We start from the raw sequence: 15791 nt of genomic DNA, 5'->3' as shown, positions 1-15791 counted from the left end.
TCATGACTGCAACCGCGCCCCTCCGCTGGGGGATACTTGGGCCCGGCGACATCGCCAAAGCGTTCGCCCGCGGCGTGGCAGGCTCGCGCACCGGCACGATCGTGGCGCTCGGCGCCCGCAATCCCGGCAAGGCAGGCCTGGCCGAGACGTTTCCCGGCGCCCGCATCCTCGACGGTTACGACGCGCTGCTCGCCGACCCCGAGGTCGACGCCGTCTATATCGCCATCCCGCATCCCGGCCATGCCGAATGGGGAATCAAGGCGGCGGAAGCCGGCAAGCATGTGCTGTGCGAAAAGCCGCTGGCGCTGACCGCCTTCGAGGCCGACGCCATGATCCATGCCGCGCGCAAGGCCGGCACCTTCCTCGGCGAAGCCTTCATGTACCGCCTGCACCCGCAGACGGCGAAGCTGGTCGAGGTGATCCAGTCGGGCGTCATTGGCGATGTCAGGCTGATCAAGTCGAGCTTCGGCTTCGCCATGCCGGGCTTCATGCCCGAGCACCGGCTCTACGCCAACGATCTCGCCGGTGGCGGCATTCTCGACGTCGGCGGCTATCCCGTCTCCATGGTGCGGCTGATCGCGGGCGCTGCCACAGGCAAACCCTTCGCCGAGCCGGACAAGGTTGTCGGCACCGCCCATCTCGGCAAGTCCGGCGTCGACGAATGGGCCTCGGCGCTGCTGCATTTTCCCGGTGGAATCGTTGCCGAGGTATCCTGCAGCATCTCGCTCAAACAGGACAATGTCCTGCGCATCCTCGGCACCAAGGGCCGCATCGAGGTGCCGGATTTCTGGTTCGCCGGCGGCGGCAACCGCGATGGCGGCCCTGGCCGGATCGATGTAATTCTCGCCGACGACACGCGCGAGACCATCAGCCTCAACGAAACCCGCCATCTCTATTCCTTTGAGGTCGACGCCGCCGGCGAGGCGATCCTGGCCGGCAAACAGGAATTCGCCTGGCCGGGCATGGGCTGGGCCGACAGTCTCGGCACGCTGCGTGTGCTCGACAAATGGCGCGCTGCCGTAGGGCTCGAATATGAAATCGAAAAGCCGGCTAAGCGAACCAACACCCTTTCGGGCCGGCCGCTGCGCACCGGCGGCACCGCCATCGGCAAGCGCAAGATTCCGGGCCTGTCGAAGCCGGCCTCCGTGGTGGCGCTCGGCTTCGAGGATTTCCGCACCTTCTCGTCGGGCGCAATCCTGCTCGACGCCTTCTTCGAGGCCGGCGGCAATCTGTTCGACACCGGCTATGTCTACGGCGCCGGCTACACCGAAACGCTGCTTGGCCAGTGGCTCAGGAATCGCGGCGTGCGCGAGCAGTCGGTGATCATCGCCAAGGGCGCGCACTCGCCGCTCTGTTATCCCGATGTCATCGGCAAGCAGCTCGCCCAGTCGTTGGACCGGCTGCAGACCGACCATGTCGACCTCTATTTCATGCACCGCGACAACCCCGATGTGCCGGTCGGCGAATTCGTCGATGCGATGGACGCCGAGGTCAAGGCCGGCCGCATCCGTGGCCCGTTCGGCGGCTCGAACTGGACGATGGCGCGCATGGACGAGGCGATTGCCTATGCCGAGCGCACCGGCAAGCAGAAGCCCGGCGTGCTCTCCAACAATTTCTCGCTGGCCGAGATGCTGGAGCCGATCTGGGCCGGCTGCATCACCTCGTCGACCGACGACTGGAAATCCTGGCTGACGAAAAGGCAGATGCCCAACTTCGCCTGGTCGAGCCAGGGCCGCGGCTTCTTCACCGACCGCGCCGGCCGCGACAAGCAGGACAATGAGGAGCTGGTGCGGGTCTGGTATTCCGAGAAGAACTTTGGCCGCCGCGACCGCGCCATCGAGCTGGCGCAGCGCCTGGGCAAAAGTCCGATCCACATCGCGCTCGCCTATGTGCTGGCGCAGCCCTTTCCGTCGGTGCCGTTGATCGGCCCGCGCACGCTGGACGAGTTGGAGGACAGTTTGAAGGCGCTGGATATCAAGCTGTCGGCGGAGGATGTGGCGTGGCTGGATAGCGGGCCGGAAAGGCGGCGGGCTTAGCAGCTAATCTCCCCCCTTGAGGGGGAGATGTCGCCGAAGGCGACAGAGGGGGTCGCCTCGCGTGGAGCGCTAACCTCCTTCTGCAGCGGCAGGTAGGCCGAGCCCAGTCGAACGACCCCCTCTGGCCTGCCGGCCATCTCCCCCGCAAGGGGGGAGATTAGCAGCTCATGCGTTCCACCTACCGATCGATCCGTGTCGACAAAATAATCGACGACGACGTCCGCTCGACCCCGTCCATCGCCCCGATCTCGTCCAGCAACGCATCCAGATCCCTGATCGACGGCGCGTCGACGATGACGATCATGTCGAAATTGCCGCTCACCGAGTGCAGCGTCCGTACCGGCGGCAGCGCCTGCAGCGCCCGCACCACCTTGTCGGCGAGCTTGGGCGTGACGGTGAGCAGCACATGCGCCCGCACAAGCCCCTGCTCGTAGTCCGGCGCCATCCGCACGCCATAGCCGGTGATGATGCCGCGCTGTTCCAGCCGCTCGATCCGGCTCTGCACTGTCGTGCGCGAAACGCCGAGCTGGCGCGCCAGCTCAGTGGTCGACGCGCGGGCATTGGCGCGCAGCAGGGAAAGCAGTTTTTGTTCGGCGTCACTGAGCATTTCGACGAACCTCGTCGGCGTATCGTTCAAGTGCAGGGTTCATTTCAAACGATCCCACGCTTCCTTTCGACAGGCAAGCTGCGATTCTTGAAGGCATCGCGTCCACCGCGCGGCGGTCTGGGCCAAAGAGTTTTCACGAGGGGCAAGGTCATGAAGAAAATCATCGTCGTCGGCGCCGGCAAGATCGGCTCCACCATTGCAGGCATGCTCGCCGACAGCGGCGACTACCACGTCACCGTTGTCGACCGCGCGGCGGCGCAGTTTGCCGCGGCCGAACTTCCCGCCGGCGTCGAGGGCTGGAGCTCGATATCGCAGCGCCGGGCGCACTCGAGGCCGCCCTTGCCGGCGCCTTCGCCGTGCTGAGCGCCGCCCCCTTCCATTTGACCACGCGCATCGCCGAAGCGGCCGCCGCCACCGGCGTGCACTATCTCGATTTGACCGAGGATGTCGTCTCGACCCGCCGCGTCAAGGAGCTGGCCAAGTCGGGCAACAGCGCCTTCATTCCGCAATGCGGCCTGGCGCCGGGCTTCATCTCGATCGTCGCCAATGATCTCGCCAGCCGCTTCGACACGCTGGAAAGCGTTCGCATGCGCGTCGGCGCGCTGCCGCAATACCCGTCCAATGCGCTGAACTACAATCTGACCTGGAGCACCGACGGCGTCATCAACGAATATTGCGAACCCTGCGAGGCGATCGTCGAGGGCGAGCTGATCGAGGTGCCGCCGCTGGAGGAGCGCGAAGAGTTCTCGCTCGACGGCGTCACCTATGAGGCCTTCAACACCTCCGGCGGTCTCGGCACGCTGGCCGAGACGCTGAAGGGCAAGGTGCGCACGCTGAACTACCGCACCATCCGCTATTCCGGCCACGCGGCGATCATGAAGGCGCTGCTCAACGATCTCGGCCTGCGCCACCGCCGCGACGTGCTGAAGGACATTTTCGAGAGCGCCCTGCCGGCAACGCTGCAGGACGTGGTCATCGTCTTCGTCACCGTCTCGGGCCGCCGCAATGGCCGCCTGCTGCAGGAAACCTACGCCAACAAGATCTATTCGCAGCGCATTGGCAGCCAGGTGCGCAGCGCAATCCAGATCACCACTGCCTCAGGCATCTGCGCCGTGCTCGACATGCTGGCCGACGGCACCTTGCCGGCGACCGGTTTCGTCAAGCAGGAAGACATCGCGCTGGATGCGTTTCTCGCCAATCGTTTTGGGCGCGCTTATGCGCAGCACGAGATGGTGAGCCGGCTGGCGAGCTGAGCTACTTCACCCTCCCCCTTGTGGGGAGGGTCGGCGCGCAATCGGAGCGAAGCGGAGATGGCGAGACGGGGTGGGGGGTGAGCGCCGACGGTTGGCGAGGACCCCACCCTGCTCCGCTCCGCGATCGACCCTCCCCACAAGGGGGAGGGTAAAGCGCCCGCTACTTCCGCAGAGCCATCGGTCGTCCGAGCAGAAACCGGATGAAGTTGCCCGCGGTCCGCGGCGCCATGCGGGGCTGCGTCGCCTGTCGTGGCGCGCTTTGCCTTCGCGCTGGCACCTTGGGTTCGACACCCGGTCGGCCCACCGTGAAGGAGGGCCCCGAGACCGGCTTCCCCCTCAACACGTTGGCGGCGTTGTTGTCATGGATGACGATGCACCATTGCGCGCCCTTCGATGCCGCCACGACGGTGTTGAAGCGCGTCGCCATTTTTGCGTGGTGCTCGCTGTAGACGCCGCTCATCGCCGGCGATCTCCTTTCGACCAGCGTGCCGAACGCCGACGTGACATAGTCGTGGTGCGTGTAGCGTCCGCTTGCCGTCTCGAAATTCTGGCCGTCCGGAAAGGCAATGTAGAGCGGCTGCAGGTCCACCACACGCTTTTCGATCTCCCGGCGCGCGTAGTGGTCGACGCGCTCCATGAAGGTCGGCGCCAGCGCGTCGTCGCTGTCGAGCCGCGTTAGCGAGACATACTCGGCATCGCTGTCGTCGTGGACGAAAGCATTGAAGCGATTGTTGTAATCGTCGCCGGCCTCGACAAGGATCGGCCTGACGTCGACACCGGCCACGCAGCTGCACACGGTGCGAATATAGTTCTCGTGCGTATCGGCATCGAACGCCACAAGGACGGTAAAATCCTTCAGCGACTGGCCTTCGAGCGACGACGCGCAATAGGTGTCGAACAACGCCAGGCGCTCGACCAGCCAGACCGGGTCGAGATTGGCGCGGCCCTTTCCGTCCCACTGGCTTGGCTTGAAGCCAGCGGCGATGTTGTAGCGTATGGCGATGTATTTCTTCAGGCCGGTGTCCATGGACCGACACTTAGTACATTCCGCTGATCTGCGACAACCAACGGCTGGGCGGCCACCCTCCCCCTTGTGGGGAGGGTCGGCTCGCGGTCGGAGCGAAGCGGAGATGGCGAGACGGGGTGGGGGTGAGCGCTGACGGTCGGCGAGGACCCCCACCCCGCTCCGCTACGCGGATCGACCCTCCCCACAAGGGCATAGGCGCTAAGATAGGTATTGCCCTGCGGAATCGGGTGTGATTCTACGCTGCGATGACACACGAATCGCTTGTTGATGACGGCTGGGCCGAGACGATTGAGCTTCTGGGCGGCGAAGAGTTGATCGCAGGAAGTGCCCGCGAGACGAAGGCGTTCCTGCGCCCGCGCGGCGTCAGGTCGGCGAGCGACCTGTTGCGCCTGACACTGGCTTACTGCCTTGGCAAGGTTGGCATGCGGGGCGTCGTGGCTTGGGCGGCGGCGAGCGGGATAGCCGACATTTCGGACGTGGCGTTGCTTGGCCGGCTGCGCAATGCAGGACCATGGCTGCAGCAGTTGATTGGGCACCTTTTGAAGCGCGAGGATGCAGGTTTGGCCAAAGGCCGACTGGTTCGCATCCTCGATGCGACAGCGGTTGCCAAGGCCGGTGCGTATGAGAAGAAGAACAATGGTCTTTGGCGCATGCACTGCGCCTTTGAGCTTGAGCGCGAGCAGTTCGACTTCATCGAGATCACCGATCAGAGCGAGGCCGAGTTGATCGACCGCGTGCCGGTGGTGCCGGGCGAGATCCGCATCGGTGACCGCGCCTATCTGCAGGCCGAGCGGATCGCCAAGGTGATGGCGCAAGGCGGCGATGTTGTTGTGCGCGCGTCGTGGAAAAACGCGCGATGGCTCGACGCCAACGGCAGGGCGTTCGATCTCATCGGCTACCTGGAGAACTGCCGGGAGGAAGTCTGCGAAACGCCTGCCCGGCTGGCACTCAAGAAGGGCGAGCCTGTGAAGATGCGCCTGATCGCCTTGCGCAAATCCGAGGCCGCGGCACAAGAAGCGCGGCGCAAAATCAACAAGGAAGCCAGGGCCAAGGGCAACAAGGTTCAACCGCAGACGCTGATTGCGGCCGGCTTCGTCCTGCTTGTGACCTCGCTTGACCGGGAGGAGTTTCCCGCCGATACGGTCCTCAAGCTCTACCGCATGCGCTGGCGCATCGAACTCGCCTTCAAGCGCCTGAAGAGCCTGATCGGGCTGCGCTCTCCTCCCGCCAAGGACCCAAGGATCGCAAGGCCTTGGATCCTTGCACACTTCCTCATCGCGCTTGTGACCGAACCCCTCTCGCAGGAGTTGGGTGTCTCTCCCCCTTGAGCGACGGGCGCCCGCTGCTGTGGCGCGCCACCCGCCAGATCGTCGCCTCTCTGATCGCTACCATCTTTACTCAACCTTCCTTGGCGGCCCTGCGTCAAAATCTCCATGCCTTGCGATATCGCTGGCGCGAACCACCACGAAAGCGCAAATTTCAGTCCATGCCAAAGCTATCTTAGCGCCTATGCCCACAAGGGGGAGGGTAAGCGCACTTCAAATATGCAGCGCGTGGCCCAGCGCCTTCAGCGCCGCTTCCTGGAAGCCTTCGCCTTGCGTCGGATGCGCATGGATGGTCCCGGCGATATCCTCCAGCCGCGCGCCCATTTCCAGCGCCAGGCCGAACGCCGCCGCCAGTTCCGACACGCCTTGCCCGACCGCCTGGATGCCCAGCACCAGATGGTTGTCCGCGCGGGCGACAACACGAACAAACCCGTCCTCGCCGAGTTTCGTCATCGCCCGGCCGTTGGCGGCGAAGGGGAACTGGCCGATCTTGATTTCGCCTGAAGCCTTCGCCTCCTCCGGCGTTAGCCCTGCCGTCACCAGCTCCGGATCGGTGAAGCAGACGGCCGGGATCGAGCGCTTGTCCCAGCTGCGCTTGTGGCCGGCGACGATCTCGGCCACCATTTCGCCTTGCGCCATCGCCCGGTGCGCCAGCATCGGCTCGCCGGTGACGTCGCCAATGGCATAGATGCCGCGCATCGAGCTGCGGCACTGGTCGTCGATCTTGATGAACTTGCCGGCCACGTCGAGATCGATCTGATCGAGGCCCCAGCCCTCCGTCACCGGCTTGCGGCCGACCGTGACCAGGATCTTGTCTGCCGCGATTTTGGTGCTCTTGCCGTCCGCGGTCTCGACCAGCAGCGCGTCGCCCTTGACCCCCTTGGCCTTGGCGCCAAGCATCACCTCGACGCCGATCTGGGCCAGCCGTTTCACCACCGGCCGGGTCAGTTCCGCATCATACTGCGCCAGCACGCGCGGCAGCGCCTCGACCACGGTCACCGCGGCGCCCATTTTGGCGAACGCCATGCCGAGTTCCAGCCCGATATAGCCGCCGCCGACCACGGCGAGCTTTTTCGGCACCTCGCCGAGAGCCAGCGCTTCTGTGGATGAAATCACCGGGCCGCCGAACGGCAGGAACGGCAGTTCCACCGTCGCCGAGCCGGTGGCGATCACAACCGTTTCGGCGCGGATGATCTGGGTGCCGGTCTCGGTCTCGACCGCGACGGTCTTGCCGTCGCGGAACGTCGCCCAGCCATAGACGGTCTTGACCTTGGCCTTCTTCAGTAGCCCGGCAACGCCCCCGGTCAGCCGGCTAACAATGCCGTCCTTCCACGCAACCGTCTTGCCGAGATCGAGCACGGGCGCTGCTACCGAGATGCCGAGCGGACTGCTGCCGCCGGCCATATGCGCGACCTTCTCGAACTCTTCCGCCGCATGGATCATCGCCTTGGACGGGATGCAGCCGACATTGAGACAGGTGCCGCCCGGTTTGCCGGCTTCAACGATCACCGTATCGATGCCGAGCTGGCCGGCACGGATAGCGCAGACGTAGCCGCCGGGCCCGGCGCCGATGACCAGCAGCTTGCAGGAGATTTCTTTCATGGCGTGACCCTTTGATGCGAGGGAATGTTCCGTCGCGATCCTTCGCGCCCCCCTCTGTCCTGCCGGACATCTCCCCCACGAGGGGGGAGATCAGCAGCTTCTTCGCTTCGCTCATTCCTGCAACGATGGAGATTGGCGAAACCCTGCGTGACGTCCAATCTCCCCCCTTGTGGGGGAGATGCCTGGTAAGGCAGAGGGGGGCGCTGTCCCGCCGTCATCTCGGTCGTTCCGCCCCTCAATCCACAAATATCAGCGCTGGCGTCTCAATCAGCGCCTTGATCCGCTGCACAAACACCGCCGCATCCCAGCCGTCGACCACCCGGTGATCGAAGCTCGACGACAGGTTCATCATCTTGCGCGGGATGAACTTGGTGCCGTCCCAGACCGGCCGCACCATCATCTTGTTGACGCCGACGATCGCCACCTCAGGATGATTGATGACCGGCGTCGTCGCCACGCCGCCCATGGCGCCGAGCGAGGTAATGGTGATGGTCGATCCCGACAGCTCGTCGCGGCTGGCCGTGCCGGACTTCGCCGCTTCGGCCAGGCGGTTGAGCTCGGCCGCGCAATCCCAGAGGTCGCGCGCCTCGGCGTGCTTGACCACCGGCACCACCAGGCCCGACGGCGTCTGCGCGGCAATGCCGATATGGACGCCGCCATGCTGATGGATGATGCCGGCCTCGTCGTCGAACAGCGCGTTGATGTTGGGCTGGTCGGCAATCGCCTTGACCATCGCCCGCATCAGGAACGGCAGCAGCGTCAGCTTCGGCCTCTCCACACCCTTGCGCTTTTCCTTGTTGAGCGCCGCGCGCAACTCCTCGAGTGCTGTGACGTCGATCTCCTCGACATAGGTGATGTGCGGGATGCGTGACTTCGCCAGCGACATTTTTTCGGCGATCTTGCGCCGCAGTCCGATGACCTTGATATCCTCGACGCTGTCATTGCGCGCCAGACCCGACGCCTTCGCTACCTGCGGTCCGCGTGCCAGGAATGCCTCGATATCTTCGTGGCTGATGCGGCCGGCAGGGCCGGTACCCGACACCTGGCGCAGATCGATCCCCGCCTCCTTCGCCCTGAGCCGGATGGCGGGCGACGCCAGGGGCTTTTCGCCCTCCGGGCGCGGCGCGCCGGTGGGTGCCGCACCTTTAGATGTCGGCGCAGTACCCCCACCCCTGGCCCCTCCCCACAAGGGGGAGGGGGATTCAGTCTCAGCTGCCCGTGCGCTTTTGGCTGCTGGTGCAGGTGGTGGCGACTTGGCGTCGGATTTCGTGGCCGAAACGCCTCCCTCTTGTGGGGGTCCGGAGGACGGGCGAGACCCGTGGCTCGCCCCGGCAGGGGTGGGGGTCGGTGCCGCCGTGACCTCTGACAATTTCGAGCCTTCGCCGACATTGCCCTCCCCCGCCACTTTCAGCCGCACGATCGGCGAGCCGATCGCCACCGTGTCGCCGATCTCCGCGCCCAGCCACAGGATCTCGCCATCGACCGGCGAAGGTATTTCCACCGTCGCCTTGTCGGTCATCACGGCGGCAAGCACCGAGTCCTCGCGCACGAGGTCGCCGACCTTGACGTGCCACTCCACAAGTTCGGCCTCGGCGACGCCTTCGCCGACATCCGGCAGCTTGATGATGTGTTCGCCCATCCCTAGGCTCCCATGGTTTCGAGAAGCGCGCGGCCGACACGGGCCGGCCCCGGGAAATAGTCCCATTCCTGCGCATGCGGGTAGGGCGTGTCCCAACCGGTGACGCGCGCCACCGGCGCTTCCAGATGGTAGAAACAATTTTCCTGCACCAGCGCCGACAGCTCGGCGCCGAAGCCGGAGGTCAGTGTCGCCTCGTGCACGACGACGCAGCGTCCGGTCTTCTTCACCGAAGCGACTATCGCGTCGAGATCGAGCGGCAGCAGGGTCCGCAAATCGATGATCTCGGCATCGATGCCGGTTTCTTCCACAGCCGCCTGCGCGACATAGACCATGGTGCCGTAGGCGAGCACGGTGACGGCCGAGCCCGCCCGGCGGATCGCCGCCGTGCCGAGCGGCACCGTGTAATGGCCGTCGGCGACCTCGCCCAGTTCATGCTTCGACCATGGCGTCACCGGTCGGTCGTGATGGCCATCGAACGGTCCGTTATAGAGCCGCTTCGGCTCCAGAAAAATCACCGGATCGGGATCCTCGATCGCCGCGATCAGCAGTCCCTTGGCGTCGTGCGGATTGGACGGCACCACCGTCTTCAGCCCCGACACATGGGTGAACAGCGCTTCCGGGCTCTGGCTGTGCGTCTGGCCGCCAAAGATGCCGCCGCCGGTCGGCATGCGGACAACGATCGGGCAGGTGAAATCGCCGTTCGAGCGGTAGCGCAGGCGTGCTGCTTCCTGCGTCAGCTGGTCGTACGCCGGGTACATGTAGTCGGCAAACTGAATTTCCACGCATGGCTTCAGCCCGTAGGCGGCCATGCCGATGGCCGAGCCGACAATACCGGATTCGTTGATCGGCGCATCGAAGCAGCGGCTCTTGCCGTACTTCGCTTGCAGGCCTGCCGTGCAGCGGAAGACACCCCCGAAAAAGCCGACATCCTCGCCATAGACGATGACGCGTTCGTCGCGCGCCATCGACACGTCCATGGCGTCGCGGATCGCCTCGATCATGGTCCGTCTCGGCATGGTCAGACTCCCGCCTGCTGGCGCTGGCGCCTGAGATGCGGCGGCATCTCGGCAAACACGCCCTCGAACATCTCGCGCGTCGACGGCTTGCCGCCGGCATGCAGCGTGCCGTGGCCTTCAGCTTCCTTCTGCGCCGCGATCACCGTCTCGAGGATTTCCGCTTCGGCCTGGGCGTGACGCTCGTCCGACCAGACGCCGCGTTGGATCAGATGGTTCTTCAGCCGCATCACCGGATCGCCGAGCGGCCAGGCGTCGGATTCCGTCTTCGGCCGATAGGCCGACGGATCGTCCGAGCTCGAATGCGCGCCGGCACGGTAGGTGACATGTTCGATCAGCGTCGGCCCGAGATTCTGCCGCGCCCGCTCCGCCGCCCATTTGGCCACGGCATGCACGGCGAGATAATCATTGCCGTCGACGCGCAGCGCCGGAATGCCGAAGCCGAGGCCGCGCGCGGCAAAGGTGCCGGAGCCGCCACGCGCAATGCCTTGAAACGTCGAGATCGCCCACTGGTTGTTGACGACGTTGAGGATGACCGGCGCCTTGTACGTCGAGGCGAACACCAGTGCGGAATGGAAATCGGATTCGGCCGTCGAGCCGTCGCCGATCCACGCCGCCGCGATTTTCGAATCGTTGCTGATAGCGGAAGCCATCGCCCAGCCGACCGCCTGGATGTATTGCGTCGCCAGATTGCCGGAGATCGAGAAGAAGCCATGCTCCTTCGACGAATACATGATCGGCAATTGCCGCCCTTTGAGCGGATCGGCCTCGTTGGAATAAATCTGGTTCATCATCGTGACCATCGGATAGCCGTCGGCGATGAGCAGGCCGGCTTGCCGATAGGTCGGGAAATTCATGTCGCCTGGCGCCAGCGCCTTGCGGAAAGCGCAGCTCACCGCCTCTTCGCCCAGATGCTGCATGTAGAACGAGGTCTTGCCCTGGCGCTGCGCCATCTGCATGCGCGCATCGAAGCTGCGCAGCGTCATCATGTGGCGCAACCCCTCGAGCAGCTCCTCGTCGGTGAGCAGCCCGGCCCACGGCCCGACCGCCTCACCGGTGCGGTTGAGCACGCGGATGATCGAAAACGCCATGTCGCGGATGGTGCGCGGATCGACATCGATGTCCGGTCGCGGCACCGAGCCGGCCTTGGGGATCGGCACGTTGGAGAAGTCGGGCGTTCCGCCCGGCCGCACTTCCGGCTCCGGCACATGAAACCGCAACATCCCAGCATCGGTCATGACCATGGTCCTCCCATTTGCTGCGTCGATATTTGCACATCCGCGCGCCCGGCACAGCGCCAATTCATGGGGCGCCGCAACCCATCCGGCGTCACGGCCGGCAGGCGACCCCAAGATGCAGATATGTCTGCGAAATTTCTTGTCGATGTTGGGGAGCAGCGCGCAATTAGGCGCAAAGTTTTGCAGGATTTCCGGTAGATAGTCACTTCACGGCATCCGGGAGAGATAAAGCACCAAGGTCGGCGAACTCGCGCTTTCCTCTCCCCGTGATCGGGGGAGAGGTGTCGAGCGAAGCTCGACGGAGTGGGGGTCGACCCTTGGGCGCTAGGCAATGCTTGAAATAGTGCCCTTCCTTTGTCCGTTCGCGGCGATTGCCACTTGGCTCCCCCACTCCGTCTCGGCTTCGCCGAGCCACCTCTCCCCCCTCCGGAGGGAGAGGAAGGGCGCCAAGGTCTCGAACGCTTTGGAGAACGTTCACTCAGCGACCGCATCATGCTAACCACCCTCCATGGCGCAGAAAAAAGGATACGAGGTCGATTCGTGGCTGGCGAAGCCTGACGCGCGCATATCGATCGTCCTGCTTTACGGTCCCGACCGCGGCTTGGTCGCCGAGCGGGCCAAAGCCTTTGCCGCGAAAACCGGCCTGTCGCTCGACGATCCGTTCTCAGTCGTCCGGCTCGATGGCGCGGAGGTCGATCGCGACCAGGGCCGGCTGCTCGACGAAGCCCGCACCGTGCCGATGTTCTCCGACCGGCGGCTTCTGTGGGTGCGAAATGCCAGCGGCCAGAAGGCCCTGGCCGACGACGTCAAGGCGCTGACCGCGGAGCCCGCGCGCGACGCCATCATTCTCATCGAGGCCGGCGACCTGAAAAAGGGCGTCGGACTGCGCGCGATCGTCGAGGCCGCCGACACCGCCATGGCGCTGCCTTGCTACGCCGATGAAGCCCGCGACATCGACAGCGTCATCGACGACGAGTTGCGCAAGGCCGGCATGTCGATGGCGCTCGACGCACGCCAGGCGCTGCGCCGCAATCTCGGCGGCGACCGGTTGGCCTCACGCGGTGAGATCGAAAAACTGGTGCTTTATGCCCACGGCCAGAAGGACATCAGCCTCGACGACGTAAGGGCGATGTCCGGCGACGTCTCCGGCGCCTCCTTCGACGACGCGGTCGATGCTGTGCTGGAGGGCAGGATCGGTGACTTCGACACCGCCTTCACCCGCCACTGCCTGTCCGGCGGCCATCCTTTCCTGGTGCTGTCCTCGGCGATGCGGCAGCTGCAGCAGCTTCAGGTCATGCGCGGCCAGATGGACACCGCCGGCCGCAACGCCGCCTCGGCCATGGCCGGCGCCCGTCCGCCGGTGTTTTTCTCGCGGCGCAAGCTGGTGGAGAAGGCGCTGGAGCGCTGGAACGTCGAGGCGCTCAGCCGCGCGCTGAACCGGCTGCAATCGGCCGTGCTGCAGACCAGGCGCAGGCCGGATTTGTCGGAAGCGCTGGCACGGCAGGCGCTGCTCAGCATTGCGGTGGAGAGCGCGAGGCTGGCGCAGCGGTGATCTCCCCCCTTGAGGGCATAGGCGCTAAGATAGGTATTGCCCTGCGGAATCGGGTGTGATTCTACACTGCGATGACACACGAATCGCTTGTTGATGACGGCTGGGCCGAGACGATTGAGCTTCTGGGCGGCGAAGAGTTGATCGCAGCAAGTGCCCGCGAGACGAAGGCGTTCCTGCGCCCGCGCGGCGTCAGGTCGGCGAGCGACCTGTTGCGCCTGACACTGGCTTACTGCCTTGGCAAGGTTGGCATGCGGGGCGTCGTGGCCTGGGCGGCGGCGAGCGGGATAGCCGACATTTCGGACGTGGCGTTGCTTGGCCGGCTGCGCAATGCAGGACCATGGCTGCAGCAGTTGATTGGGCACCTTTTGAAGCGCGAGGATGCAGGTTTGGCCAAAGGCCGACTGGTTCGCATCCTCGATGCGACAGCGGTTGCCAAGGCCGGTGCGTATGAGAAGAAGAACAATGGTCTTTGGCGCATGCACTGCGCCTTCGAGCTTGAGCGCGAGCAGTTCGACTTCATCGAGATCACCGACCAGAGCGAGGCCGAGTTGATCGACCGCGTGCCGGTGGTGCCGGGCGAGATCCGCATCGGTGACCGCGCCTATCTGCAGGCCGAGCGGATCGCCAAGGTGATGGCGCAAGGCGGCGATGTTGTTGTGCGCGCGTCGTGGAAAAACGCGCGATGGCTCGACGCCAACGGCAGGGCGTTCGATCTCATCGGCTACCTGGAGAACTGCCGGGAGGAAGTCTGCGAAACGCCTGCCCGGCTGGCACTCAAGAAGGGCGAGCCTGTGAAGATGCGCCTGATCGCCTTGCGCAAATCCGAGGCCGCGGCACAAGAAGCGCGGCGCAAAATCAACAAGGAAGCCAGGGCCAAGGGCAACAAGGTTCAACCGCAGACGCTGATTGCGGCCGGCTTCGTCCTGCTTGTGACCTCGCTTGACCGGGAGGAGTTTCCCGCCGATACGGTCCTCAAGCTCTACCGCATGCGCTGGCGCATCGAACTCGCCTTCAAGCGCCTGAAGAGCCTGATCGGGCTGCGCTCTCCTCCCGCCAAAGACCCAAGGATCGCAAGGCCTTGGATCCTTGCCCACTTCCTCATCGCGCTCGTGACCGAACCCCTCTCGCAGGAGTTGGGTGTCTCTCCCCCTTGAGCGACGGGCGCCCGCTACTGTGGCGCGCAACCCGCCAGATCGTCGCCTCTCTGATCGCGACCATCTTTACTCAACCTTCCTTGGCGGCCCTGCGCCACAATCTCCATGCCTTGCGATATCGCTGGCGCGAACCACCACGAAAGCGCAAATTTCAGTCCATGCCAAAGCTATCTTAGCGCCTATGCCCTTGAGGGGGAGATGTCGCCAAAGGCGACAGAGGGGGTCGCCGCGCGTGGAGCGCTGGCGCCTTTCGCAACGACAAACGAGGTCGGCGCTTGATGCGAGACGACCCCTTCTGGCCTGCCGGCCATCTCCCCCTCAAGGGGGGAGATCAGCAGTTCGATCCCTTCGGCAATCGCCAATAAAAAGAAGGGCCGGCAACCGCCAAGCCCTTTCTTCATCCTAAGCCAGAACTTCATTCGCCGGCTAAATATGGCGCAACCTCAACCTTCTACCGCTCGTCCTTCAACCGCCGGCATAGCTCGTCGAGCTGCTCCAGGCTGCGGTAGTCCACGCGGATCGCGCCGCCTTTGCCCTTGTGCTCGATGGTCACGATCATGCCGATCGTGTTGGTCATCAGCCTTTCTAGCGCCAGCGTGTCGGCATCCTTGCCCGATGCGCCGTGTGCTGGTTTTGCCTTGGGCGGCGTGCCGCCCGCCGGCATTTGCGCCAGCGCCTCGGCCTGGCGCACCGAAAGCCCTTCTTCGACGATCTGCTTGGCTAGCCCGGCGGGATCCTGCGCCGTCACCAGCGTCCGGGCATGGCCGGCCGACAGCGCGCCGTCGACCAGCATGTCGCGGATCACGTCGGGCAGCTTCAACAGCCTGAGCGTGTTGGCGACGTGGCTGCGGCTCTTGCCGATTACATTGCCGAGGTCGGCCTGTGTGTAGCCGTGGTCGTCGATCAATTGCTGGTAGCCGAGCGCCTCCTCGACCGGGTTGAGATCGGTGCGCTGGACGTTTTCTATGATCGCCAGTTCCAGCGCTGTGCGGTCGTTGACGTCGCGCACGATGATCGGGATCTCGGTCAGCCCGGCTCGCTGGGCCGCGCGCCAGCGCCGCTCGCCTGCAATGATTTCGTAGCGCCCGGCCTGCGTCGGCGAAGGCCGCGCCACCACCGGCTGCACCACGCCATGCTCGCGGATCGACTGCGCGAGATCGGTGAGGTCGGCGTCGCCAAAGTGCCGGCGCGGGTTTTTCGGATTCGGGCTCAGAAACTCGATCGGCACCTTGCCATCGGCATTCAAGCCCGGCTTTTCGGTCGCTGCCGGGCGATCGATCTCGCCGATCAGCGCCGCCAGTCCGCGCCCCAGTCTCTTTCTCGAAAGGTCGTCGCTCATCTCAAT

General features: G+C 64.8%; 11 protein-coding genes and 1 pseudogene. 5 read left to right on the top strand and 7 right to left on the bottom strand.

Going from position 1 to position 15791, the window contains the following annotated elements:
* The first annotated feature begins 2 nt into the window (after window positions 1–2).
* Window positions 3–2036, top strand: coding sequence for an aldo/keto reductase (locus NKL04_RS25495; protein WP_023698108.1), 2034 nt, complete (start codon window positions 3–5; stop codon window positions 2034–2036).
* Between the two features lie 178 nt (window positions 2037–2214).
* Here NKL04_RS25495 and NKL04_RS25490 read toward each other — a convergent pair whose 3' ends face one another.
* Window positions 2215–2643, bottom strand: a complete 429-nt coding sequence (locus tag NKL04_RS25490; RefSeq protein ID WP_023672167.1) for an Lrp/AsnC family transcriptional regulator — start codon at window positions 2641–2643, stop codon at window positions 2215–2217.
* Between the two features lie 150 nt (window positions 2644–2793).
* Here NKL04_RS25490 and NKL04_RS25485 point away from each other — a divergent pair.
* Window positions 2794–3896 (top strand): annotated as a pseudogene (locus NKL04_RS25485) (saccharopine dehydrogenase family protein).
* A gap of 160 nt (window positions 3897–4056) precedes the next feature.
* Here NKL04_RS25485 and NKL04_RS25480 read toward each other — a convergent pair.
* Window positions 4057–4923, bottom strand: a complete 867-nt coding sequence (locus NKL04_RS25480; protein WP_023702534.1) for a glycosyltransferase — start codon at window positions 4921–4923, stop codon at window positions 4057–4059.
* 245 nt (window positions 4924–5168) lie between these two features.
* On the opposite strand from NKL04_RS25480, the gene NKL04_RS25475 reads away from it, so the two are divergent.
* Window positions 5169–6251, top strand: a complete 1083-nt coding sequence (locus NKL04_RS25475; RefSeq protein ID WP_352546297.1) for a transposase — start codon at window positions 5169–5171, stop codon at window positions 6249–6251.
* Window positions 6252–6461: 210 nt separating this feature from the next.
* Here the strand turns inward: NKL04_RS25475 and lpdA are convergent, their stop codons facing one another.
* The 4 genes from lpdA to NKL04_RS25455 all read right to left on the bottom strand — a co-directional run bounded on the left by lpdA (window position 6462) and on the right by NKL04_RS25455 (window position 11740).
* On the bottom strand, window positions 6462–7850 hold the full coding sequence (gene lpdA, locus NKL04_RS25470; RefSeq protein ID WP_023710314.1) for a dihydrolipoyl dehydrogenase: 1389 nt from the start codon (window positions 7848–7850) through the stop codon (window positions 6462–6464).
* Window positions 7851–8085: 235 nt separating this feature from the next.
* Window positions 8086–9489 (bottom strand): dihydrolipoamide acetyltransferase family protein, encoded by a 1404-nt coding sequence (locus tag NKL04_RS25465; protein WP_023702532.1) that lies wholly within the window; start codon window positions 9487–9489, stop codon window positions 8086–8088.
* Window positions 9490–9491: 2 nt separating this feature from the next.
* Entirely contained in the window at window positions 9492–10505 is a 1014-nt protein-coding gene (locus NKL04_RS25460; protein WP_023745906.1) for an alpha-ketoacid dehydrogenase subunit beta, read from the bottom strand.
* A gap of 2 nt (window positions 10506–10507) precedes the next feature.
* Window positions 10508–11740: a 3-methyl-2-oxobutanoate dehydrogenase (2-methylpropanoyl-transferring) subunit alpha gene (locus NKL04_RS25455; RefSeq protein ID WP_023710316.1), complete on the bottom strand. Its 1233-nt coding sequence runs from the start codon at window positions 11738–11740 to the stop codon at window positions 10508–10510.
* Window positions 11741–12248: 508 nt separating this feature from the next.
* On the opposite strand from NKL04_RS25455, the gene holA reads away from it, so the two are divergent.
* The gene (gene holA, locus NKL04_RS25450; protein WP_023702529.1) at window positions 12249–13292 is read left to right on the top strand and encodes a DNA polymerase III subunit delta; all 1044 of its coding nucleotides are present in this window, start codon (window positions 12249–12251) and stop codon (window positions 13290–13292) included.
* Window positions 13293–13363: 71 nt separating this feature from the next.
* On the top strand, window positions 13364–14446 hold the full coding sequence (locus NKL04_RS25445) for a transposase (RefSeq protein ID WP_023701472.1): 1083 nt from the start codon (window positions 13364–13366) through the stop codon (window positions 14444–14446).
* Window positions 14447–14897: 451 nt separating this feature from the next.
* Here NKL04_RS25445 and NKL04_RS25440 read toward each other — a convergent pair whose 3' ends face one another.
* Window positions 14898–15785: a ParB/RepB/Spo0J family partition protein gene (locus NKL04_RS25440; RefSeq protein WP_023685045.1), complete on the bottom strand. Its 888-nt coding sequence runs from the start codon at window positions 15783–15785 to the stop codon at window positions 14898–14900.
* Window positions 15786–15791 lie beyond the last annotated feature (6 nt).

Origin of the sequence: Mesorhizobium sp. C264A (assembly GCF_040324515.1) — a bacterium.
Taxonomy (GTDB): domain Bacteria; phylum Pseudomonadota; class Alphaproteobacteria; order Rhizobiales; family Rhizobiaceae; genus Mesorhizobium.
This window is presented reverse-complemented; position numbering and strand designations above follow the sequence as displayed.

Excerpts from the sequence above, each read along its gene's own strand:
- NKL04_RS25495 (WP_023698108.1), top strand. The coding sequence starts at position 3 with ATGACTGCAACCGCGCCCCTCCGCTGGGGGATACTTGGGCCCGGCGAC.
- NKL04_RS25490 (WP_023672167.1), bottom strand. The coding sequence starts at position 2,643 with ATGCTCAGTGACGCCGAACAAAAACTGCTTTCCCTGCTGCGCGCCAAT.
- NKL04_RS25480 (WP_023702534.1), bottom strand. The coding sequence starts at position 4,923 with ATGGACACCGGCCTGAAGAAATACATCGCCATACGCTACAACATCGCC.
- NKL04_RS25475 (WP_352546297.1), top strand. The coding sequence starts at position 5,169 with ATGACACACGAATCGCTTGTTGATGACGGCTGGGCCGAGACGATTGAG.
- lpdA (WP_023710314.1), bottom strand. The coding sequence starts at position 7,850 with ATGAAAGAAATCTCCTGCAAGCTGCTGGTCATCGGCGCCGGGCCCGGC.
- NKL04_RS25465 (WP_023702532.1), bottom strand. The coding sequence starts at position 9,489 with ATGGGCGAACACATCATCAAGCTGCCGGATGTCGGCGAAGGCGTCGCC.
- NKL04_RS25460 (WP_023745906.1), bottom strand. The coding sequence starts at position 10,505 with ATGCCGAGACGGACCATGATCGAGGCGATCCGCGACGCCATGGACGTG.
- NKL04_RS25455 (WP_023710316.1), bottom strand. The coding sequence starts at position 11,740 with ATGACCGATGCTGGGATGTTGCGGTTTCATGTGCCGGAGCCGGAAGTG.
- holA (WP_023702529.1), top strand. The coding sequence starts at position 12,249 with ATGGCGCAGAAAAAAGGATACGAGGTCGATTCGTGGCTGGCGAAGCCT.
- NKL04_RS25445 (WP_023701472.1), top strand. The coding sequence starts at position 13,364 with ATGACACACGAATCGCTTGTTGATGACGGCTGGGCCGAGACGATTGAG.
- NKL04_RS25440 (WP_023685045.1), bottom strand. The coding sequence starts at position 15,785 with ATGAGCGACGACCTTTCGAGAAAGAGACTGGGGCGCGGACTGGCGGCG.